We start from the raw sequence: 19,036 nt of genomic DNA, 5'->3' as shown, positions 1-19,036 counted from the left end.
TCGGAGAAAGTGCGGGCAAGGGCGGGGGTGCGGAAGGGGGGGCGGGGGTGGGGCGGGGTGGGGTGAGGGGCAGGTAGCCTGTGTGGCCGTGGACACAGGTGAGAAGAGCCGGGTAGTCGTCGAGACGATCGCGTTGAATCCGCTCGACCCCAAGGAGCTGTTGCAGACCTTCGGGCTGATCGGCGTCTGGGTGATCCTCTTCGCCGAGACCGGCCTGCTGGTCGGCTTCTTCTTCCCGGGTGACTCGCTGCTGTTCTTGGCGGGCGTCGCGGCGTCACCGGTGGCGGACGCGATCTTCGGCGACGGCACCCGGCTCTCCCTGATCGGGCTGCTGATCGGCGGGCCGATCTGCGCGATCGTCGGCGCCCAGCTCGGGCACTGGCTCGGCTCCAAGTACGGCCGGCGGATGTTCGACCGCCCCAACTCCCGCCTCTTCAAGAAGGAGTACGTGGAGAAGGCGGAGTTCTACTTCCAGAAGTTCGGCCCGGCGAAGGCCGTGGTGCTGGCCCGCTTCATCCCGATCGTGCGGACCTTCCTCAACCCGGTGGCGGGCACGCTCGGCATGCCGGCCAAGCAGTTCTTCCTCTGGAACGTGATCGGCGCCATCCTCTGGGTCGACGGCATCCTGCTGATCGGCTACCTGCTCGCCGAGCAGATCTACAGCGCCATCGGCGACAAGATCGACCGGTACATCCTGCCGGTGGTCGCCCTGATCATCCTGATCTCGGTGCTGCCGATCTTCTTCGAGTTCCTGCGCGACCGGAAGGCCCGCAAGCGGGGCGAGGCCGTCGCCGTGGTCGCCGCCGCGAGCGCGGTCGGCGCGGTGGACGCGGTGCGCGACACCATCGAGCACCACCTGCACCACGACCAGCCGCAGCAGCCGCAGCAGCCGCAGGGCGACCGGCGCTACCCGGACCACGGCCAGGGCCGCTGACCCTCGGACACGACGAACGGCCGGCCCCGGAAGGGACCGGCCGTTCGTGCCACCGGATGTCCCGGCGGACGGATCAGCGAGCTGGCTGGTGACAGGCAGGAGTCACCACCCGATGACGCCACCCCTGGTACGTCACCGGACGTCGCCCCGGTCAGGGACGACGCGCGGACACCGGGTCAGCGGGCCTTCTTGGTGGCCCGCTTGCGCGGCGGGGTCAGCAGATCCGCGATCGTGGCGATCGCGGCCGGCACCAGCCGGTAGTAGGCCCACACACCGCGCTTCTCCCGCTCCAGCAAGCCGGCCTCGGTGAGGATACGCAGGTGGTGGCTGACCGTCGGCTGCGAGAGGCCGAGCGGCGCCGTCAGGTCACAGACGCACGCCTCGCCCTCGGGGGCCGACTGGATCAGGCTGAGCAGCCGGAGCCGGGCGGGGTCGGCAAGGGCCTTGAGGACCCCCGCCAGCCGCTCGGCATCGGCACGTTCGATCGGCTCGCCGGCAAGCGGCGAGATCTGAGGCATGGTCATTTCAGCCAACGCAGTTCCCACGTATTCCATCCTTCCACCAGCAGCATCGATCCGCCTGCATATCAGCAGATCCGAATCGGCAAATTTTTACGCCACAAGGCCGAGGTCAGCCAACGTATAGGCCGCCCGATACGGCAGTCCGGCGGCACGTACGGCGTCCCCGGCTCCTCGATCAACAATAACCGCCACACCAACGACCTCCGCCCCGGCCTCGCGCAGCGCCTCGACGGCGGTCAACACGCTGCCGCCCGTCGTCGAGGTGTCCTCCACAGCAAGTACCCGCCGACCGGCCACTTCAGGCCCCTCGATCCGCCGTTGCAGACCGTGCGCCTTTCCCGCCTTGCGAACCACGAACGCGTCCAACGGTCGATCGGTCTCCGCCGCGGCGTGCAGCATCGAGATCGCGATCGGATCCGCGCCGAGGGTCAGCCCGCCGACAGCCTCATAGTCCCAGTCCGCGGTCAGCTCGCGCATCACCCGACCGACCAGCGGTGCAGCCTGGTGATGCAGCGTGACGCGGCGCAGATCGACGTACCAGTCCGCTTCGCGGCCCGAGGAGAGCACCACCCGGCCGTGGACCACAGCCAGGTCGGAAATGAATTTACGCAGGTCGTCGCGGTGCCCCATGGCGATAGAGGGTACTGCGCGAGTCTGTGCGCCGGATGTGGGGTCCACCCGGGTCAGCCTCGCGGGCGACCGATGGGTGGCGATGGACGGCTACGCTGTGCGACCACGCTGGAATCCCGTACCCTGCCGGCGCCGCCGTGACGGCACCGGCCGGGGCAGCGCGGGTCAGCCGTCGGTCGACTCGACCCGTCCCCGGCGATCCCGGTAGGCCATCCGCAGCAACCGCCGCGGCGCGTGCCGCAGGCCGGCCACGGCGAGCTTGTACTTCCAGTCCGGGACGCTGATCTGCTTGCCTTTACGCAGGTCACGCAGGGCGCCGTCGACCACGTCGTCGGCCCGCAGCCACATCCAGCGGGGCGTGCCGGACATGTCGATGCCGTTGCGCTCGTGGTAGCCGGTGGCGGTGTAGCCGGGGCAGAGCGCCATCACCCGTACGCCGACCGGGCGCACCGACAGGTCGACGGATTCGCTGAAGCTCGTCACCCACGCCTTGCTCGCCGGGTACGTCGAACCGGGCATCACCGGACCGAAACCGGCAACGGAAGAGACATTTATCACTATCCCGTTTCGTCGATCCGCCATCGGACCGAGGGCGGCCAGGGTGAGCCGCATGACGGCGTGCACGTTGAGCCGCAGCAACCGCGTCTCGTCGGCGACGGTGGACCGCAGGAATGGCCGGTTGAGGCTGAGCCCGGCGTTGTTGACGAGCAGCTCGACCGGGGCGTTGGCGTCGGTCAGCCGCCGTTCCACCGCCGCGCATCCGTCGTCGGTGGACAGGTCGGCGGAGAGCGTCTCCACCCGGTGACCGTGCCGGGCGGTCAGGTCGGCGGCCACCTCGGCGAGCCGGGTGGCGTCCCGGGCCACCAGCACCAGCTGCCACCCGTCGGCGGCGAGCCGGCGGGCGAACGCCTCGCCGATGCCGGCGGTGGCGCCGGTGACCAGCGCCCGTCGCTCGGTGGCCGGGGTCTCGGACGTCACGGGCGCTCCTCAGCGGGACGGCGGCGGGGCCTGCGGGGGCGGGTACGGGCCGTACGGGAGCGGCGCCGGTGGCGGGGGCGGCGTCGGCCGGGCGCGGCCGAACCAGCCGTTCGCCGCGGGCAGCGCCAGCAGCACGGCCACCACAAGGTAGCCGAGCACCTGGCCCACCGAAAGGGCCGCGTTCAGCGGGAGCCACCAGGACGGGTAGGCGCCGCCAAGCAGGCCCAGCAGCTCGGCGGTGCTCTGCTCGTCGGTCCGCAGCGGGCGGGCCCGCTGACCGACCAGCACGGCCAGGCCGCAGCAGCCGCAGAGCAGCCCCAGCCCGGCGACCACCCAGGTCGTCACCCGGGCGCCCCGGCGGCCGGCGAGCAACCCGGCGGCGAGACCGACCAGCAGCAGGCCGACCAGGACGGTGAGCACCGCCGAGAGGATCGTGGTGACCCGCAGCAGGGTGACCACGCCGCCGACGTCGTCCGGGCCTGCGGTGGTAACGGCGGCGGCCGACCGGAACCGGTCCACCGTGCCGCCGAGGGCGAGCAGCGCCGCGACGGCGTACGCCCCGGCGGCGAGGGCCATCAGCCCGAGCACCGCCGCGGCCAGCGTGACGGCGGCGGGCCGACGCGCCGGGGCCTGATCCGGGTACGACACGACGATTCCCTCCGGTAGGCGTCGGCTTGCAACCTACTCGGAGGGAATCGTCGGCGTCGCTCGTACTGGCCCGTCAGCTGCCGGTCGGGCGGGTCGGGTCGGACGGCGGGACGTCCCCGCCCGGCCGGTCCTGTCCCTGCGCCGGTCCACCCTGTTCCGGCTGGCCGGCCGGCGGCGCGGCGGGCGCGTCCGACGAGGGCGAGGACGGGGCCGACGGCGGCTGCCACGGCGAGGCGGGCGGCGGCTGGTCCGGCGCGGCCGGGTAGCCGGGGGCCGGCGGGTAACCGGGCTGGCCGGGGGCCGAGGGCTGGCCCGGCTGCGCGGGCGGATAGCCCGCCTGCGGGTAGCCCGGGGTGGCCGGGTAGCCGGGGGTCGCCGGGTAGCTCGGCTGGCCGGGGTAGGCGGCGCCGGGGACCGGCGGCTCCCAGACCTGCTGCGGCTTGCGGAAGAACTCGTTCGCCTTGGGGAGCGCGAGCAGGATCAGCGCGGTCAGCAGGGCGAGCAGGGCGATCACCGCGAGCAGCGTGGTGACCGGCCCGTACCAGGACGGCAGCGCCTCCTCCAGCCGGCGCTGCACCTCCTCGGCGCTCGGGACGTCACCGTCGGTCGGCGCGCCACCGCCGGCGGTGAGGCCGCCGGCGGCGTTGCCGGCCGTGCCGAGGCCGCAGCAGCAGAACATCAGGCCGCCGAGCACCCAGGTGGTGATCCGGGTGCCGTTCACGCCCCGGTTGTTGAACAGGCCGAGTACGGCGAGCACGATGGCCAGCAGCAGCCCCACGATGGCGCCGCCCAGGCTGAACGCGACGGCGAAGTCCGCCACCCCCTGCACCCCGTTGGCGGAGGTGCCGCGGTAGGCCTCGTCCATCACCTCGCGGATGGTGCCGATGGTGGTGAGCGCGATGATCAGGTTGATCACCTGGATGAGCGCGAACAGAATCAGCAGATAGCTGGAAATCGTCACCACGGCCGGCCGGACGCGGGCCGGTGTGTGCTGGGAATCGACCACGATTCTCCTTCCCCTAGATCGCGCCCACACCGTATCCACTCCGGCCCAGCCGCGCGCGCACCAAATAGCCGGCGGCCGGCGACGGGGTCAGTAGCCGCGCCACTCCGCGCGGGCGTACTCCAGCACCCTGGGCTGGAGCAACGTGGACGCGGGGACGTCCAGGCGGGCCCGGTCGGCGGGGAAGGCGGCCGCCGCCCGCAGCACCGACGGGTCCAGGAAACGCAGCGGCGGCGCGTCCGCCGGCAACTCCAGCGCGGGCGGGGTCACCCCGGCGGTGGCGAGCAGGAAACCCCAGTCGCCGAAGGAGGGCACGTCCACGTGGTACGGCACGGTGGCGAAGCCGGCCTCGCGTACCGACGCCTCGATCGACCAGTACGACCGGGGCGCGAAGTACGGCGACCCGGACTGCACCACCAGCCGCCCGCCCTCGGCGAGCGCCGACCGGATCAGCGCGTAGAACTCGACGGTGTAGAGCTTCGCGGTGGCGGTCTCGTCCGGGTCGGGCAGGTCGGCCACCACCACGTCGAACCGTTCCATGGCGGTACGCAGCCAGCCGAACGCGTCGGTGTTGACCACCCGCACCCGGGGGTCGGTGAACGCGTCACCGTTGAGCCGGCGCAGCTGCGGCTCGGCGCGAGCCAGCGCCACCACAGCCGGATCGAGGTCGACCACGGTCACCCGGCGGACGTCCGGGTAGCGCAGGATCTCCCGGACGGCGAGCCCGTCGCCGGCCCCGAGCACCAGCACCTCGCCGCGCGGGCCGCGCATGGCGGGATGCACCAGTGCCTCGTGGTAGCGGTACTCGTCGACCGAGCTGAACTGCAGGTCGCCGTTGAGGTAGAGGCGCAGGTCGGCGTCGGCGTGCCCGACCTCCCGCACCGACCGGGTGAGCACGATCTCCTGGTAGCGGCTGCGCTCGGCGTGCACCACCGGGTCCCGGTAGAGCTGCTGCCGGGCGGTCAGCTCGAAGTCGGCGGCAGTGATCCAGGCGTACCCCAGGCAGAGGGCGACCACGACGGAGCCGGCGGCGAGCGCGACCCGCGCCCGGCGGCTCAGCTCCGCCCGGAACACCGTGCAGACCAGCGCGAGGCCGGCCACCGCGTTCACGGCGCCGACCACCAGCGCGCCCTTGAGCTGGCCGAAGACCGGTATCAGCAGGAACGGGAAGGCCAGCCCGCCGAGCAGTGCCCCGACGTAGTCGGCGGCGAACAGGTCGGCCACGGCGCTGCCGGCGGACTGCTCGCGGATGCGTTGCAGCATGACCATCAGCAGCGGGATCTCCGCGCCGATCAGCAGGCCGAGCACGAACGCGGTGCCGACCAGCGCCGGGCCGTAGAGGTCCAGCCAGGCGAAGGCGGCGTAGAGGCCGAGCACCGAGAGCCCGCCGAGCAGCGCCAGGGTCAGCTCGACCACGGCGAACGCGGCGGCGGCCCGGGACTGCAACGGCTTCGCGGCGAGCGCACCGACGCCCATCGCGAAGACCATCACGCCGAGCACGATCGAGGCCTGCCCGACCGCGTCGCCGATCAGGTAGCTGCCGAGCGCGACCAGGGCCAGCTCGTAGACCAGGCCGCAGGCCGCGCAGACGAAGACCGCCAGCAGGACCCCCGCCCGGGCCGCCCGCCAGCGCGGCCGTGGCGGCGCATCGGTGGTCACGCCCGCTCCGGGGTACGCGTCGCCGCCGTCTCCGCCCCGGCGCGCTTCGCGGGCCCGCCTCCCCGGCGCTGCCGGCGGCCCTGCGCGACTCCGACGGTGACCAGCAGCGCCGTGACCAGCAGCAGGCCACCGGCGGCGAGCAGGTAGCCCCAGCGGTCCCGCCACAGGTCGCTGCCGGGGTCGGGCAGCGGCGACGGTTCCGCCGCGGCCGGGGCCGGCGTGGCGGCCGGCTCGACCGCCCCCGCCTCGGCGGCGAGCAGCGGCAGCATCACGGCGGCCCGGGGGACGGCCCAGCCCGGATCGTCGATGAAGACCTTCTCGGTGACCCCGAGCCGCCCCAGGCCGTCCGCGATGCGCAGCAGTTCCGCCGCGGAGAAGTCGCTGGATCCGTTGACGTCGACGTAGGCGTTGTCGTCGCTCTCGCTGCTCTCCGACGGGTAGTAGATCCGGACGCTCACCTGCAGCCAGCGCGGGCAGGCCGGGTTGTCCTCGACCGCCACCCCGTCGCCGAGGTTGGAGCCGACGCTGACCGGGTCGCCGTAGCCGAAGTAGTCCGTCAGCTCCCAGCCGTAGCAGACGCCCTGGCTGGCCGTGGAGCGCTGGAGGATCGGCACGGTGTCGCCGCGCTCCTGGGCGGTCGGCGGCGGCACGATGTCGGACCCGTCGTCGCCGTTGACGATCGCCCCGACGGTGCAGGCGGCGACAGTGCCCAGCAGGCCCACCCAGATCAGGGCCTGCTTCCACACCGGAATCTCCGCGCTCTTCGCTGGGCTCTTCGCGCCGGTGGTCGCCGAGCGCCCGGCGGCGCCCGGCCGTTTCGCGGCGGTCATCAGCTGATCGCGGCGGCGATGATCGCGCCGGTGGCGAGATGGACGACGGCGGAGACCCAGACCGCGGGGTGCGGCTCCGGGTCGACCAGGATCTCGCCGAGCCGGCCCGGGGTCGCCGCGTCGAGCAGCAGGAACGCCGCGGCCATGATGACCAGGCCCAGGATTCCGTACGCGGCGGCGCCGACCAGGCCGAGGACGAAGTCGTCGGCGCTGGCGGCGATCGCGGCGACCACGATGACGCCCACGCCGGCGAGGTTCGAGGCGAGCAGCAGCGCGGCGTTGCGGTTGCGCTCGGTCCAGATCAGCTCGTGGAGCTTGCCGGGAGTGGCCACGTCGACCAGGACGTAGCCGACGGCCATCAGGACGACGCCGACCACGCCGTAGGCGAGCGTGACCAGCAGATCGGTGACCAGGGTCTGCACAGGGGACTCCAGGGGTGTCGTTCGGGTCGGGCTACTTGCCGCTGCCGGGGCCGCCACCCCGGACGGTGCTGCCCCGGCCCCAGCCCCAGTGGCTGCCCACGGTGGAGTGGTAGCGCGGGTAGGCGGTGCGGAGGCTTTCGAGGAGGATCACCGAGCCGGTGGCGATCGGCAGGATCACCACCGAGTCGTCGTCGTAGCGCAGGTAGACGCCGCTGCCGTCGACGTACTGGTCGGCCGGTTGCCAGGCCTCGGTCACGTCCTGCGCCACCTGGCTCGGGGTCTTGTCCGAGGTGTATGCGACCGCCTCGCCGCCGATGTCCTGGCTGGTCGCCCGGGTGTACCGGTCCTCGACGTAACCGCGGGGCGAGAAGTTACCGTAGAAGATCGCGAAGGCGGCGACCAGGGCGCCGATGACGGCGAACCCCACCCCCACCACGAACCAGCGCCGGTACGTCATCGCAGTGCCACCACCGTCTCGGTCAGGACCAGCTCGTTGGTCTGGGGATACGCGTGCCAGGTCCGCCAGCCGACCGACCCGTCCGGCGGATCGGGCCGTACCGCCAGCGCGGTGACCGCGTCCGGGTCGCCGGGGAAGACCCCGACCAGCGCGTACGGGTCGTCGGTCAGTTCGGCGCGGAGCGCGGCGACGCGGGCACGCAGTTCACCGGCGGGCGGCCGGAGCACCGTGGCGGTGAACCGGTAGCCGTTCGGCTCGTCGTGCAGCGTGCCGGGCAGGTGTGGTGGCCGACCCGGCAGGCAGGCCACCGTCTCGGTGAGCCCACCGGTCGGGGTGGGCAGGACGACCTGATGGGAGGCGCCGAGCAGGCGCAGCCGCAGCCGGACGCCGCCGGGCAGGTCGATCTCGCGGACGGCCAGGGCCGGCAGCTCGGGGTCACCCAGGGCCAGGCCGAGATCGGCGGCGCTGGTGTCGACGTACGGGGTGTCGATGCGGACCAGCATGGTCAGTCCACCTTGTCCGGGCCGGCCTGCGGGTAGACCATCACCTCGGAGCGGTGCAGCGGCTCACCGACGGCCACCTCCCAGCCGGCCTCCCCGTACGCCTCGAAGGCCAGCCGGGCCCCGCCCTGCGCCCGGTAGTCGTGGTAGCGGACGGTGCCCGTCGGGTCGAGGCCGGTGGTGCCGGTAGCCGAGTAGCGGGCCTGCCCGGACTCCTCCCACGAGTAGCGGCGGCCGGCGAAGTCGAGGATGGGCGCACCCGGCGTGACGGTGGCCCCCGGTTCGGCGGTCCAGAGCACCAGCTCCACGTCCGGGTCCTCCTCGACGGAGAGCCAGCGCTTGGCCCCACCGGCGTCGTCCAGCAGGTGCTCGGCCCAGCTCCAGGCGCCCTCGACCAGGTGCACCGAGCCGCGGATCGCGTACGACACCTGCCGGATCTCGACGATGTCGCCGGGCTTGAGCTTGCGCGGGTCACCCCGGAGCGCGTCCGCGTCGGTGTCCCGGAACGGGTCGCCCGGTGCCGCCGGTCCGGTCCTCTTCCGCTGCCGGGCGAGGGCGACCACGGCGATCACCACCCCGGCCACCCCGACCAGACACCCCACCGCCGCCACCAGGTACGCCACCGAACCGTCCACCCCGACCGCCTCCCCACGCGTCGGCGGAGACGGTAACAACCCCGCGCACCTGGGGAAACACGCCCGGCTTGAGTGAGCGACCAGTCACTCAGCGTCCCGGTGTGGAGGGGGTGGGACCGCCAGCTCAGCTGCCCGGCTTCGGTCCGGCGTCCGGCGCGTCCGGTGCCGGCGGTGCGTCCGGTGCGGGCTGCGGCGGGGTGGCGGACGCGGGCTGGGCGGGTGCGGGCTGGGCGGGTGCGGTCGGCATGGGCTGGGGCGGCATCGGCTGCGTGGCGGGCTGAGTCGGCGCGGCCGGCATGGGCGCGGCCGGCGTCAGCTGCGGCGGCAGGCCGTGCGCGCGCGGGTCGGGGCAGAGCATGTAACCGGGCGGCAGCAGGAAGGCGGGCGGGTAGGGCGGGTTGAGCGGTGCCGGGCGGGCCTGCTCGGCGGCGCGGGGCACGAACCAGCGGTGCACCGACGGCAGCGCCAGCAGCACCACCGCGGTGAGGGTGAGGCCGACGACCAGCAGCGTCCCCAGGCTGCCGGCGCCGAAGAGGATGTCGCCGGTCGGATCGGACCCGTCGCCGTAGAGCTCCCGCATGAACCCCGATTCCTCCGGCATGAACTCGGCCGGGATGTCGGAGTCCCACTCCTCCTCGGGGCCGCCGAGGGCGAAGAGGAAGGGGATGAACAGGACCGACAATCCGCCCTGCGCGCAGGTGGCCAGCAGTTGCAGGCCGCCGGCCACGAAGACCAGGATCCGGGCGACGTTGCTGCCCCGACGGACGCCGCGCGCGGTGGCGAGGAGCCCGGCGGCGAGCAGCAGCGCGGGCACCCCGAGCACACAGGACATGACGATGTTGCCGAACCGTTCGCCGGAGACCTCGTCCAGATCGGCGTCGGGCACCAGCCGCGCCGCGCGGTCGATCTCGCCGTTCCACTCGATCGCCTGCCAGATCACCAGGCCGAGCAGGGCCAGCAGCACGACGGCGGCGGCGATCTGCATCCAGGAGGCGACGGTGACGGCGGTGGGGCGCGGTGGGCGGGCCGGCGCGCCGGCGTCCTGAGTCATGCGGGGAAGCTACGGGGCGTCGACCGGTTGCCGCAGCCCCGTTCGGCCGGACTCCGGCCTACCGTCCGGCCAGCCTTTCGGTGGCGTACCCGGGCAGGCTGGCGTTGCCCATCACGCAGCCGGTGAAGGTGGTGAACTCGCCCTTGTCGTCGCGCAGCGACGCCCAGGCCTCCCGGGCCGCCGCCGGGTCGACCCGCTCCAGCAGGGTCGCCGCGTACGCCTTCCCGGCGGGCGAGCCGTGCCGGAGCAGCCAGTCGACCTTGTCCCGCGCCTCGTCCGGGTGCGTGTGGAGGGCCTCCTCGACCCGCCGGTACGCCTCTGTGACCGGCAGCAGCGTGCCCGCGATGCCCACCCCGCCGAACGCGAGCGTGTCCGCCCCGGCGAGCTCCTTGACGGCCGCGTCCAGCTCCCGGTCCCTGCTCTTCCCGATCCCGAACATGCCCCCATCCTTTCCCCGTCCCGCCAACCCCCACCCTCCTGATCAAGAGGTTTGCGTCAGCAGGCACGGTTCCGCCGACGCAAACCTCTTGATCACCGGGGCGGGGACGGGCACGCCGGGAGGCGGGCCCGTCGTGGGGTGGTGCGGGTGGGTCAGGCCGGGGTGACCGTCAGGGCGTCCTTGGTGTCGGCGAGGTCGACCCGGACGGTGTCGCCGTCGCGGATCTGCCCGGCGAGCAGGGCCTTGGCGAGCTGGTCGCCGATGGCGGTCTGGACCAGGCGGCGCAGCGGGCGGGCGCCGTAGATCGGGTCGTAGCCGTGCTCGGCGAGCCACCCACGGGCCGCCTCGGTGATCTCCAGGCCGAGCCGCCGGTCGGCGAGCCGCCGCCGCATCCGGTTGAGCTGGATGTCGACGATGGAGCGCAGGTCGTCGCCGAGCAGCGCGGCGAAGACCACGATGTCGTCGAGGCGGTTGAGGAACTCCGGCTTGAAGTGCGAGCGGACCACGGCGAGGACCCCCTCGCGGCGCTGCTCCTCGGCCAGCGTCAGGTCGCTGATCACCGACGACCCGAGGTTGGAGGTGAGAATCAGGATCGCGTTGCGGAAGTCCACCGTGCGGCCCTGGCCGTCGGTGAGCCGGCCGTCGTCGAGCACCTGGAGCAGGATGTCGAAGACGTCCGGGTGGGCCTTCTCCACCTCGTCGAGCAGGATCACCGAGTACGGCCGGCGGCGCACCGCCTCGGTGAGCTGGCCGCCCTCCTCGTAGCCGATGTACCCGGGCGGGGCGCCGACCAGGCGGGCGACGGAGTGCTTCTCGCCGTACTCGCTCATGTCGATGCGGACCATGGCCCGCTCGTCGTCGAAGAGGAACTCGGCGAGCGCCTTGGCCAGCTCGGTCTTGCCGACGCCGGTCGGGCCGAGGAAGAGGAAGCTGCCGGTCGGGCGGTCCGGGTCGGCGACGCCGGCCCGGGCCCGGCGGACGGCGTCGGAGACCGCGCCCACCGCCTCGGCCTGGCCGACCACCCGGGAGGCCAGCGACTCCTCCATCCGGAGCAGCTTGGCGGTCTCCCCCTCCAGCAGCCGGCCGGCGGGGATGCCGGTCCAGGAGGCGACCACCGCGGCGATGTCGTCCGCGCCGACCTCCTCCTTGAGCATGGCGCCGTCGGCCTGGAGCCGGGCCAGCTCCTCCTCGGCCTGCTTCAGCTCGGTCTTGAGCGCCGGGATACGGCCGTAGCGCAGCTCGGCGGCGCGTTCCAGCTCACCGTCGCGTTCGGCCCGCTCGGCCTCGCCACCGAGCCGCTCCAGCTCCTCCTTGGCGGTGGAGAGCTTGGTGATGTGGCTCTTCTCCGTCTGCCAGCGCTCGGACAGCGCGGTGAGCTGCTCGCGCTTGTCGGCCAGCTCCTTGCGCAGCCGCTCCAGCCGCTCGGCGGAGGCGGCGTCGGGCTCCTTGGCCAGCGCCATCTCCTCGATCTCCAGCCGGCGTACGGCCCGCTCGATCTCGTCGACCTCCACCGGGCGGGAGTCGATCTCCATGCGGAGCCGGGAGGCCGACTCGTCGACCAGGTCGATCGCCTTGTCCGGCAGGAACCGGTCGGTGATGTAGCGGTCGGAGAGGGCGGCGGCGGCGACCAGCGCGGCGTCGGTGATCCGTACGCCGTGGTGCACCTCGTAGCGCTCCTTGAGGCCACGCAGGATGCCGATGGTGTCCTCGATGGTCGGCTCGCCGACCAGCACCGGCTGGAAGCGGCGCTCCAGCGCCGGGTCCTTCTCGATGTGCTCGCGGTACTCGTCCAGCGTGGTCGCGCCGACCATTCGCAGCTCGCCGCGGGCGAGCATCGGCTTGAGCATGTTGCCGGCGTCCATCGAGCCCTCGCCCTTGCCGGCGCCGACGACGGTGTGCAGCTCGTCGAGGAAGGTGATGACCTGGCCGTTCGAGTTCTTGATCTCCTCGAGGACGGACTTCAGCCGCTCCTCGAACTGGCCCCGGTACTGCGCGCCGGCGACCATGGCGCCGAGGTCGAGCGAGACCAGCTTCTTGTCGCGCAGCGACTCCGGCACGTCGCCGGCGACGATCCGCTGGGCCAGCCCCTCGACGATCGCCGTCTTGCCGACGCCCGGCTCGCCGATGAGGACCGGGTTGTTCTTGGTCCGGCGGGACAGCACCTGGATCACCCGGCGGATCTCCGAGTCCCGGCCGATGACCGGGTCGATCTTGCCGTCCCGGGCGCTGGCGGTCAGGTCGACGCCGTACTTGGCGAGGGCCTGGTAGGTCTGCTCGGGGTCGGCGGTGGTGACCCGACGGTCGCCGCCCCGGACGGTCGGGAAGGCGGCCACCAGGTTCTCCTCGGTGGCCCCGACGCCCTTCAGCGCGCCGGAGACCGCGCCACCGACCCGGGCCAGGCCGGCGAGCAGGTGCTCGGTCGAGGTGTACTCGTCGCCGAGCGGCCGGGCGATCTGCTCGGCGGCGCCGATGGCGTTGACGAACTCGCGGGCCAGCGTGGGCTCGGCGATGCTGGAGCCCCGGGCGGCGGGTAGCGCGTCGACCGAGCGCTGGGCGACCCGGCGCAGCTCGGCGGGGTCGGCCCCGACGGCGCGCAGCAGGCCGGCGGCGGTAGAGCCGTCGGTGTCCAGCAGGGCCAGCAGCAGGTGCCAGGGCTCCACGGTGGCGTGACCGCGCTGGTTCGCCAGCGCGACGGCACCGGTGATGGTCTCGCGGCTCTTGGTGGTGAGGCGTTCCGTGTTCATGGGCTCCCCTGGATCGGCGTGTCCGCCAGTAAGGACGAAACCAGAGTTGAGCCTATTCCGCTCAACTCCAAGTGTGTGACCCGGGTCACCCGGGTCGCCGCCACCGCCAGTCGAACTCCCCGGCGGCGGGCGGCGGCCCCGGCAGCGGGGGATCGGTGACGGCGAGGCCGGCCAGCAGCAGCGCGAGCTGCCGCCGGCGCAGCTGCCGGGTCCGCTCCGGATCGGGTACGCGGATCGCCGCACACCCCTCCAGCAGCAGCCCGACGTCCTGCACCACCACGTCGGGTCGGAGCCGCCCGGCACGCCGCGCCCGCTCCACCAGCGCCGCGGTGAGCTCGTTGGCCCGCGCCGCGTCCCGACCCATCTCGGGCGTCGGGGTGAAGGTACCGGCCAGGTGCACGGTCAGCGAGTGCACGTCGGCATCGACGACGCGCTCCAGGAAGCCGGCGAAGGCGGACCAGTCGTCCGGGTCGCCGGCCGCCTCCTCGGCCGCCTCGATGAACCGCCGCAGGCCGTCGTGGCAGAGCCTGCGCAGCAGGTCCTCCTTGCCGGCGTACCGCCGGTAGAGGGCACTGATCCCCACGCCGGCGCGCTCGGCGACCGCGGCGATCGGGGCCTTCGGGTCGGCGAGGAAGACCGCGCGGGCAGCCTCCAGGATCACCGCGTCGTTGCGCGCCGCCTGGGCGCGCCTCCCGGCGAGCGGCGGGGTGTCGGTCGGGTTCGGCATGACCCGAGGATAACAGTGGAACGGATCGTTCCGCTCTGCTATGGTCGAACGGAACGAAACATTCCGTTCTGAGGAGCAGCGCATGTCCGACACCGCCATCCGCCCGTTCCGCGTCGACATCCCGCAGACCGCCCTCGACGACCTCGCCGGCCGGCTCCGCCGGGCCGTCTGGCCGGGGGAGCTCCCGGGCGTCGGCGACGCCTACGGCACGACCACCGACCGGGTCCGCGAGCTGGTGACGTACTGGCTGGAGAGGTTCGACTGGCGGGCCGTGGAGGCGCGGCTGAACGCCCACCCGCAGTTCGTCACCGAGATCGACGGCGAGGACATCCACTTCCTGCACGTCCGGTCGTCCCGCACCGACGCCACCCCGCTCGTGCTCACCCACGGCTGGCCCGGCTCGGTGGTGGAGTACCTGGACGTCGTCGGCCCGCTCACCGAGCCCACCGATCCCGCGGCGCCGGCGTTCGACCTGGTCATCCCGTCGCTGCCGGGCTTCGGCTTCTCCGGGCCGACCCGCAGCCCCGGCTGGAACCGGTACCGCACCGCACGGGCCTGGGCGGAGCTGATGGCCCGGCTCGGTTACGACCGCTACGGCGCGGTCGGCAACGACGCCGGCTCGATGATCTCGCCGGAGATCGGCCGTATCGACCCCGAGCACGTGCTCGGCGTCCACGTCACCCAGCTCTTCTCGTTCCCCTCCGGGGACCCGAGCGAGTTCCAGGGGCTCTCCGAGGCCGACCAGGCGGCGCTCGCCCACCTGACGTGGTTCTTCGAGAACAAGTTCTCCTTCAACCAGGTGCAGAGCCAGCAGCCGCAGACCCTGGCGTTCGCGCTGGCCGATTCGCCGGTCGGCCTGCTCGCCTGGAACGGTCAGCTCTTCGACCGGAGCCTGGACCCCGACTTCGTGCTGGCCAACGTGGCGATCTACTGGCTCACCGGCACGGCGGCCTCGTCGATGCGGTTCTACTGGGAGGACGCGCACACCACCGAGCACACCACCGGGCCGACGACCACCCCGACCGGGCTGGCGATGTTCCCCGGCGACTTCCAGTCGATCCGCCGCTTCGCCGAGCGGGACCACGGGAACATCGTGCGCTGGACGGCGCACCAGGCCGACGTGGCGGGGCGCGGCGACGTGGGCGGGCACTACGCCGCGCACGAGGCGACCGACGTGCTGGTCGCCGACCTCCGGGAGTTCTTCGCCGCGCTCCGCTGAGCCGGCGGCAGCCGTACGCCCGGTCGGGGATCCCCGGCCGGGCCGCGTCGTCCGCTCGCCGGGCCGACCGGTGCGGAACGCTCGCCCGTCAGTCGCCCTCGACGGTCACCCGCACCCACCGCCGGTCCGTGCCGACGCCGGTGCCCAGCACCACGTCCGTCGACCCACGGGCGAAGACGGTGCCGTCGGCGAGGGTGGTCAGGTAGTGCTCCGGGCCGACCGGCCAGGCGACCGGGGTGTACCGGCCGTCGATCACCGCGCCGGCACCGTACGGGCCGGTCACCGCGACCCGCCCGGCGCCGATCGGAGCGACCGACACGATCCGGGAGGGGTAGGACTGCGCCGGGACGGACTCCCACCGCCCCTGCCACCGCCAGAGCGCCGGGAAGTCCATCCGGTCCGGGCGCTCACCCACCAGCCAGACCTGACTGTCCGGGGCGACCTTCGCCCGCAGGACGGCAACCGCCCCGGCGGGCGCCGGCACCGGGGTCCGCTGCCAGCTCCGACCCCGGTCCGTGGAGACCGCCGCGGACGGGCCCTCGTCGCCCACCCCCGCCGCCACCAGCAGGTCGGCGGAGGACGCGACGGTGTTCAGCCCCGGCACGGGCGGCTGGACGGTCAGTGGGCGCAGCGCCGCACCGTCCCACTCGCCCACCCGGCCGGTCGCCTCGATCACCTGGAACCGCCCCTGCGCGGCCCGCCAGGCGGGCGGCTCCCCGTCGGTCCGCACGAAGCTCGCACCGCCGTCGGTCGAGGTGTACCAGCCGTGCGGCTCGGCCAGCAGCGTCACCAGTCCCGGCGCGGTGTGGAGCTGCTGGTTGTCGGCCACCGGGCGCGGGTGGCGCACGGTCAGCCAGGAGCGGCCACCGTCCAGCGTGGAAAAGAGCAGCGCCGGGCAGTTCCGGTCCGGCGGGCCGCCGTCGCAGCTGGCGAAGAGCGCCCAGCCGTGCGCGGCGTCGGAGAACTCCACGAACGGGTCGTCGTACCGCTGGGCGACGGCGACCCGGCCGGCGCGTACCTCGTCGAAGCCGGCGGACGGCGGCGGTGCCGGCACGGGCGCGGCCGTCGGCGACGGCGCGGCGGACCGGGCCGGCGGATCGCGGCGGATGTCCCCGATCGCCGAGCACGCCACCAGCGCCGGGACGGCCAGCAGGGCGACCATCGGGCGGAGCACTCGATCGATCATGGGCGCCTCCTCGGCAGGGTAGCCTTGCCCGGGTGCGAGTACGTGTCGAACAGACTGCCCTACCGGGAATCGGCGTGCGTCACGACCTGGTGACGGAATCCGGCCGCCGGCTGGGGGTCGTCTCCCACCGCAACGGCCGCCGTGACCTCGTCCTGTACGACCCGGACGACCCCGACGCCTGCCAGGCGGACATCCCGCTCACCGACGACGAGGCGGAGGCGCTCGCCGACATCCTCGGCGCGTCGCTGATGCTGGGCCAGCTCTCCGGCCTGCGCGAGCAGGCGGCCGGGCTGCTCACCGAGCAGATCGCCATCCCGGCGGGCTCGAAGTACGTCAACAAGCGGCTGGGCGACACCAAGGCACGCACCCGCACCGGCGCCTCGATCGTGGCGGTGCTCCGCCAGGGCGAGGTGAACGTCTCACCCGATCCCACCTTCCGCTTCGCGGCCGGTGACGTGGTGGTCGTGGTCGGTACCCGCCAGGGTCTCGACGGAGTGACCGCCATCCTCGCCGACAGTGACCCGGACGGCTGAGGCGGATGCACGAAACCACCACACTGCTCGTCGAGGTCGGCGCGCTGCTGCTGCTCCTCGGGCTCCTGGGTCGGCTCAGCCGGCGGTTCGGGGTCTCCCCGATCCCCCTCTACCTCCTCGCCGGCCTGGGCTTCGGCCACGGCGGCCTGCTGCCGCTCAACGCCAGCGAGGAGTTCTTCGCCGTCGGCGCGGAGATCGGCGTCATCCTGCTGCTGGTCATGCTCGGCCTGGAGTACAGCGCCAACGAGCTGGTCGGCAACCTGCGCTCCGCCGCGCCGGCCGGGCTGATCGACGCGCTGCTCAACGCGCTGCCCGGCTTCGCGTTCGCGCTGCTGCTCGGCTGGGGCTGGGTGGCCGCCGTGGTGCTCGGCGGCATCACCTGGATCTCGTCCTCCGGCGTGATCGCCAAGGTCCTCGGCGACCTGGGCCGGGTCGGTAACCGGGAGACCCCGGTGATCCTCTCCGTGCTGGTCATCGAGGACCTGGCCATGGCGCTCTACCTGCCGCTGGTCACCGCGCTGCTGGCCGGCGTCGGGCTGGTCAAGGGCGGCATCGCCCTCGGCATCGCGGTGCTCACCGTGGTCGTCGTCCTGGTGGTGGCCATCCGGTACGGCCACCTCATCTCCTCGGCGCTGTCCGCCAAGGACCCGGAGGCGCTGCTGCTCGGCGTCCTCGGGCTGACCCTGCTGGTCGCCGGCGTCGCGGCCAAGCTCCAGGTGTCGGCGGCGGTGGGCGCGTTCCTGGTCGGCATCGCGCTCTCCGGGCCGGTGGCGCACCACGCGACCCAGCTGCTCTCCCCGCTGCGGGACCTCTTCGCGGCGGTCTTCTTCGTCTTCTTCGGCCTGGTCACCGACCCCCGGGACATGCCGCCGGTGCTGCTGCCGGCGCTCGCCCTGGCCGTGGTGACCATGGGGACGAAGCTGCTCACCGGCTACCTGGCGGCCCGCCGGGCGGGCATCGCCGAGCCCGGTCGCTGGCGGGCCGGCTTCGCGCTGATGCCGCGCGGTGAGTTCTCCATCGTCATCGCCGGACTGGCCGTCGCCGCCGGCACCGTCGAGCCCAGGCTGGCGGCGCTCGCCACGGCGTACGTGCTGATCACGGTGGTGACCGGGCCGATGCTGGCGCGGCTGCCCGACATGGGCTGGTTCAAGGTCTGGCTGCGGCGGCGGGCCACGATCCGCCGGCCCGAACCGGTGCCGACCACCGACTGAGCGTGCCCCGGCCGGGTCGGCCGTACGGCTGACCCGGCCGGTCCGCCCGTTGTCGAATTGCTCCCGACAAGCTCTTCCGCCAGCCCACCGGCGACGGTTACCGTTCTGCCCCAATGAGCCAGGGGTCCGCGGGTGGCCGGTAGCGCCCCGCGGGCGTAAGCGGAAGGTTGCCGGTGAGCGTGCAGGATCCGACGTTCCACGGCTTCGCCAACCCCGTCGACCCGTCGCCGACGGAGTTGCGGGCGTGGGCCTACCACCCGGACTCGGTGCCGCTGGCCTCGATGCCGCCCGACTGGGACCTGCTGGTCGCCGGCGACCACCTGGTGCTCACCCTCTTCGACCTGGCGATGGACCCGGCCTGCCCGGCCCGCCGGTTCGCCCTGCACTGCCTCTACATCTACGCGGCGGACGGCATCCGGACGAACTTCCGCGCCCACCCGAAGCGCCGCTTCCGCAAGCTGGTCGAGCAGGCCGAGCGCGAGGGCGACGAGCTGATGCGCAACTGGGCGCACAACAGCCGGGTGCTGCTGGCCCGGCAGGACCTCTTCGTCTACCACGACTGGTGCGAGGGCGGCCTGGTCCGGGAGAACCGCCGGATCGGCTGACGCCAGCGGCCGGCGCGCCGCGGGCGGCCCCGTGCCCACTCTTCCTCGACGAGGCGAACGGGCCGGGACCCCCCGTGGGTCCCGGCCCGCACGTCGGCGGATCG

General features: G+C 73.3%; 21 protein-coding genes. 5 read left to right on the top strand and 16 right to left on the bottom strand.

Annotation, left to right across the window (positions count from 1 at the left end):
* The first annotated feature begins 82 nt into the window (after positions 1-82).
* Positions 83-934, top strand: coding sequence for a DedA family protein (locus ACTMS9_RS00955; protein ID WP_441143417.1), 852 nt, complete (start codon positions 83-85; stop codon positions 932-934).
* A 176-nt stretch (positions 935-1,110) separates the two neighbouring features.
* On the opposite strand, the gene ACTMS9_RS00950 is transcribed toward ACTMS9_RS00955, so the two are convergent.
* The 15 genes from ACTMS9_RS00950 to ACTMS9_RS00880 all read right to left on the bottom strand — a co-directional run bounded on the left by ACTMS9_RS00950 (position 1,111) and on the right by ACTMS9_RS00880 (position 14,178).
* Positions 1,111-1,488, bottom strand: coding sequence for an ArsR/SmtB family transcription factor (locus ACTMS9_RS00950; RefSeq protein WP_210777125.1), 378 nt, complete (start codon positions 1,486-1,488; stop codon positions 1,111-1,113).
* Between the two features lie 57 nt (positions 1,489-1,545).
* Positions 1,546-2,085 (bottom strand): orotate phosphoribosyltransferase, encoded by a 540-nt coding sequence (pyrE, locus tag ACTMS9_RS00945; RefSeq protein ID WP_088959511.1) that lies wholly within the window; start codon positions 2,083-2,085, stop codon positions 1,546-1,548.
* Between the two features lie 165 nt (positions 2,086-2,250).
* Positions 2,251-3,063 (bottom strand): SDR family NAD(P)-dependent oxidoreductase, encoded by an 813-nt coding sequence (locus ACTMS9_RS00940; RefSeq protein ID WP_441163891.1) that lies wholly within the window; start codon positions 3,061-3,063, stop codon positions 2,251-2,253.
* A 9-nt stretch (positions 3,064-3,072) separates the two neighbouring features.
* The gene (locus tag ACTMS9_RS00935) at positions 3,073-3,711 is read right to left on the bottom strand and encodes a hypothetical protein (RefSeq protein WP_441163890.1); all 639 of its coding nucleotides are present in this window, start codon (positions 3,709-3,711) and stop codon (positions 3,073-3,075) included.
* A 73-nt stretch (positions 3,712-3,784) separates the two neighbouring features.
* Positions 3,785-4,717: a hypothetical protein gene (locus tag ACTMS9_RS00930; RefSeq protein ID WP_441163889.1), complete on the bottom strand. Its 933-nt coding sequence runs from the start codon at positions 4,715-4,717 to the stop codon at positions 3,785-3,787.
* 87 nt (positions 4,718-4,804) lie between these two features.
* Positions 4,805-6,373 (bottom strand): polyamine aminopropyltransferase, encoded by a 1,569-nt coding sequence (locus ACTMS9_RS00925; RefSeq protein ID WP_441163888.1) that lies wholly within the window; start codon positions 6,371-6,373, stop codon positions 4,805-4,807.
* Positions 6,370-7,203: a hypothetical protein gene (locus ACTMS9_RS00920; RefSeq protein WP_441163887.1), complete on the bottom strand. Its 834-nt coding sequence runs from the start codon at positions 7,201-7,203 to the stop codon at positions 6,370-6,372. The genes ACTMS9_RS00925 and ACTMS9_RS00920 overlap by 4 nt, the downstream gene beginning before the upstream one ends.
* Positions 7,203-7,625 carry a DUF350 domain-containing protein gene (locus ACTMS9_RS00915; protein ID WP_210777130.1) on the bottom strand — a complete coding sequence of 141 codons (423 nt, stop codon included), beginning with the start codon at positions 7,623-7,625 and terminating at the stop codon, positions 7,203-7,205. The genes ACTMS9_RS00920 and ACTMS9_RS00915 overlap by 1 nt, the downstream gene beginning before the upstream one ends.
* 31 nt (positions 7,626-7,656) lie before the next feature.
* Positions 7,657-8,082: a DUF4247 domain-containing protein gene (locus tag ACTMS9_RS00910; RefSeq protein ID WP_441143432.1), complete on the bottom strand. Its 426-nt coding sequence runs from the start codon at positions 8,080-8,082 to the stop codon at positions 7,657-7,659.
* Positions 8,079-8,585: a DUF2617 family protein gene (locus ACTMS9_RS00905; protein ID WP_441143434.1), complete on the bottom strand. Its 507-nt coding sequence runs from the start codon at positions 8,583-8,585 to the stop codon at positions 8,079-8,081. The genes ACTMS9_RS00910 and ACTMS9_RS00905 overlap by 4 nt, the downstream gene beginning before the upstream one ends.
* A gap of 2 nt (positions 8,586-8,587) precedes the next feature.
* A complete protein-coding gene (locus ACTMS9_RS00900; protein WP_441163886.1) occupies positions 8,588-9,217 on the bottom strand; it encodes a DUF4178 domain-containing protein in 630 nt (209 codons plus the stop codon).
* A gap of 124 nt (positions 9,218-9,341) precedes the next feature.
* Positions 9,342-10,268, bottom strand: a complete 927-nt coding sequence (locus ACTMS9_RS00895; RefSeq protein ID WP_441163885.1) for a hypothetical protein — start codon at positions 10,266-10,268, stop codon at positions 9,342-9,344.
* A 58-nt stretch (positions 10,269-10,326) separates the two neighbouring features.
* Positions 10,327-10,707, bottom strand: coding sequence for a hypothetical protein (locus ACTMS9_RS00890; RefSeq protein ID WP_441163884.1), 381 nt, complete (start codon positions 10,705-10,707; stop codon positions 10,327-10,329).
* A 152-nt stretch (positions 10,708-10,859) separates the two neighbouring features.
* Complete coding sequence (gene clpB / locus ACTMS9_RS00885) at positions 10,860-13,451, bottom strand: ATP-dependent chaperone ClpB (protein WP_441163883.1); 2,592 nt, start codon at positions 13,449-13,451, stop codon at positions 10,860-10,862.
* A gap of 85 nt (positions 13,452-13,536) precedes the next feature.
* A complete protein-coding gene (locus tag ACTMS9_RS00880; RefSeq protein WP_441163882.1) occupies positions 13,537-14,178 on the bottom strand; it encodes a TetR/AcrR family transcriptional regulator in 642 nt (213 codons plus the stop codon).
* A gap of 82 nt (positions 14,179-14,260) precedes the next feature.
* Between ACTMS9_RS00880 and ACTMS9_RS00875 the strand changes: the two genes are divergently transcribed.
* Positions 14,261-15,397, top strand: coding sequence for an epoxide hydrolase family protein (locus tag ACTMS9_RS00875; RefSeq protein WP_441163881.1), 1,137 nt, complete (start codon positions 14,261-14,263; stop codon positions 15,395-15,397).
* Between the two features lie 88 nt (positions 15,398-15,485).
* On the opposite strand, the gene ACTMS9_RS00870 is transcribed toward ACTMS9_RS00875, so the two are convergent.
* Positions 15,486-16,583 carry a hypothetical protein gene (locus tag ACTMS9_RS00870; RefSeq protein ID WP_441143448.1) on the bottom strand — a complete coding sequence of 366 codons (1,098 nt, stop codon included), beginning with the start codon at positions 16,581-16,583 and terminating at the stop codon, positions 15,486-15,488.
* Between the two features lie 32 nt (positions 16,584-16,615).
* Here ACTMS9_RS00870 and ACTMS9_RS00865 point away from each other — a divergent pair, with 32 nt between their 5' ends.
* The 3 genes from ACTMS9_RS00865 (at position 16,616) to ACTMS9_RS00855 (ending at position 18,932) form a co-directional block, all read left to right on the top strand.
* Complete coding sequence (locus tag ACTMS9_RS00865; protein ID WP_154940767.1) at positions 16,616-17,116, top strand: cation:proton antiporter regulatory subunit; 501 nt, start codon at positions 16,616-16,618, stop codon at positions 17,114-17,116.
* Between the two features lie 5 nt (positions 17,117-17,121).
* Complete coding sequence (locus tag ACTMS9_RS00860; RefSeq protein WP_350794671.1) at positions 17,122-18,327, top strand: cation:proton antiporter; 1,206 nt, start codon at positions 17,122-17,124, stop codon at positions 18,325-18,327.
* Positions 18,328-18,500: 173 nt separating this feature from the next.
* Entirely contained in the window at positions 18,501-18,932 is a 432-nt protein-coding gene (locus ACTMS9_RS00855) for a hypothetical protein (RefSeq protein WP_210777139.1), read from the top strand.
* The last annotated feature ends 104 nt before the right edge of the window (positions 18,933-19,036 follow it).

Origin of the sequence: Micromonospora sp. L31 (assembly GCF_052068075.1) — a bacterium.
Classification (GTDB): domain Bacteria; phylum Actinomycetota; class Actinomycetes; order Mycobacteriales; family Micromonosporaceae; genus Micromonospora; species Micromonospora purpureochromogenes.
Note: the sequence above shows the minus strand (reverse complement) of the source record. Positions and strands in the feature narration are given on the sequence as shown.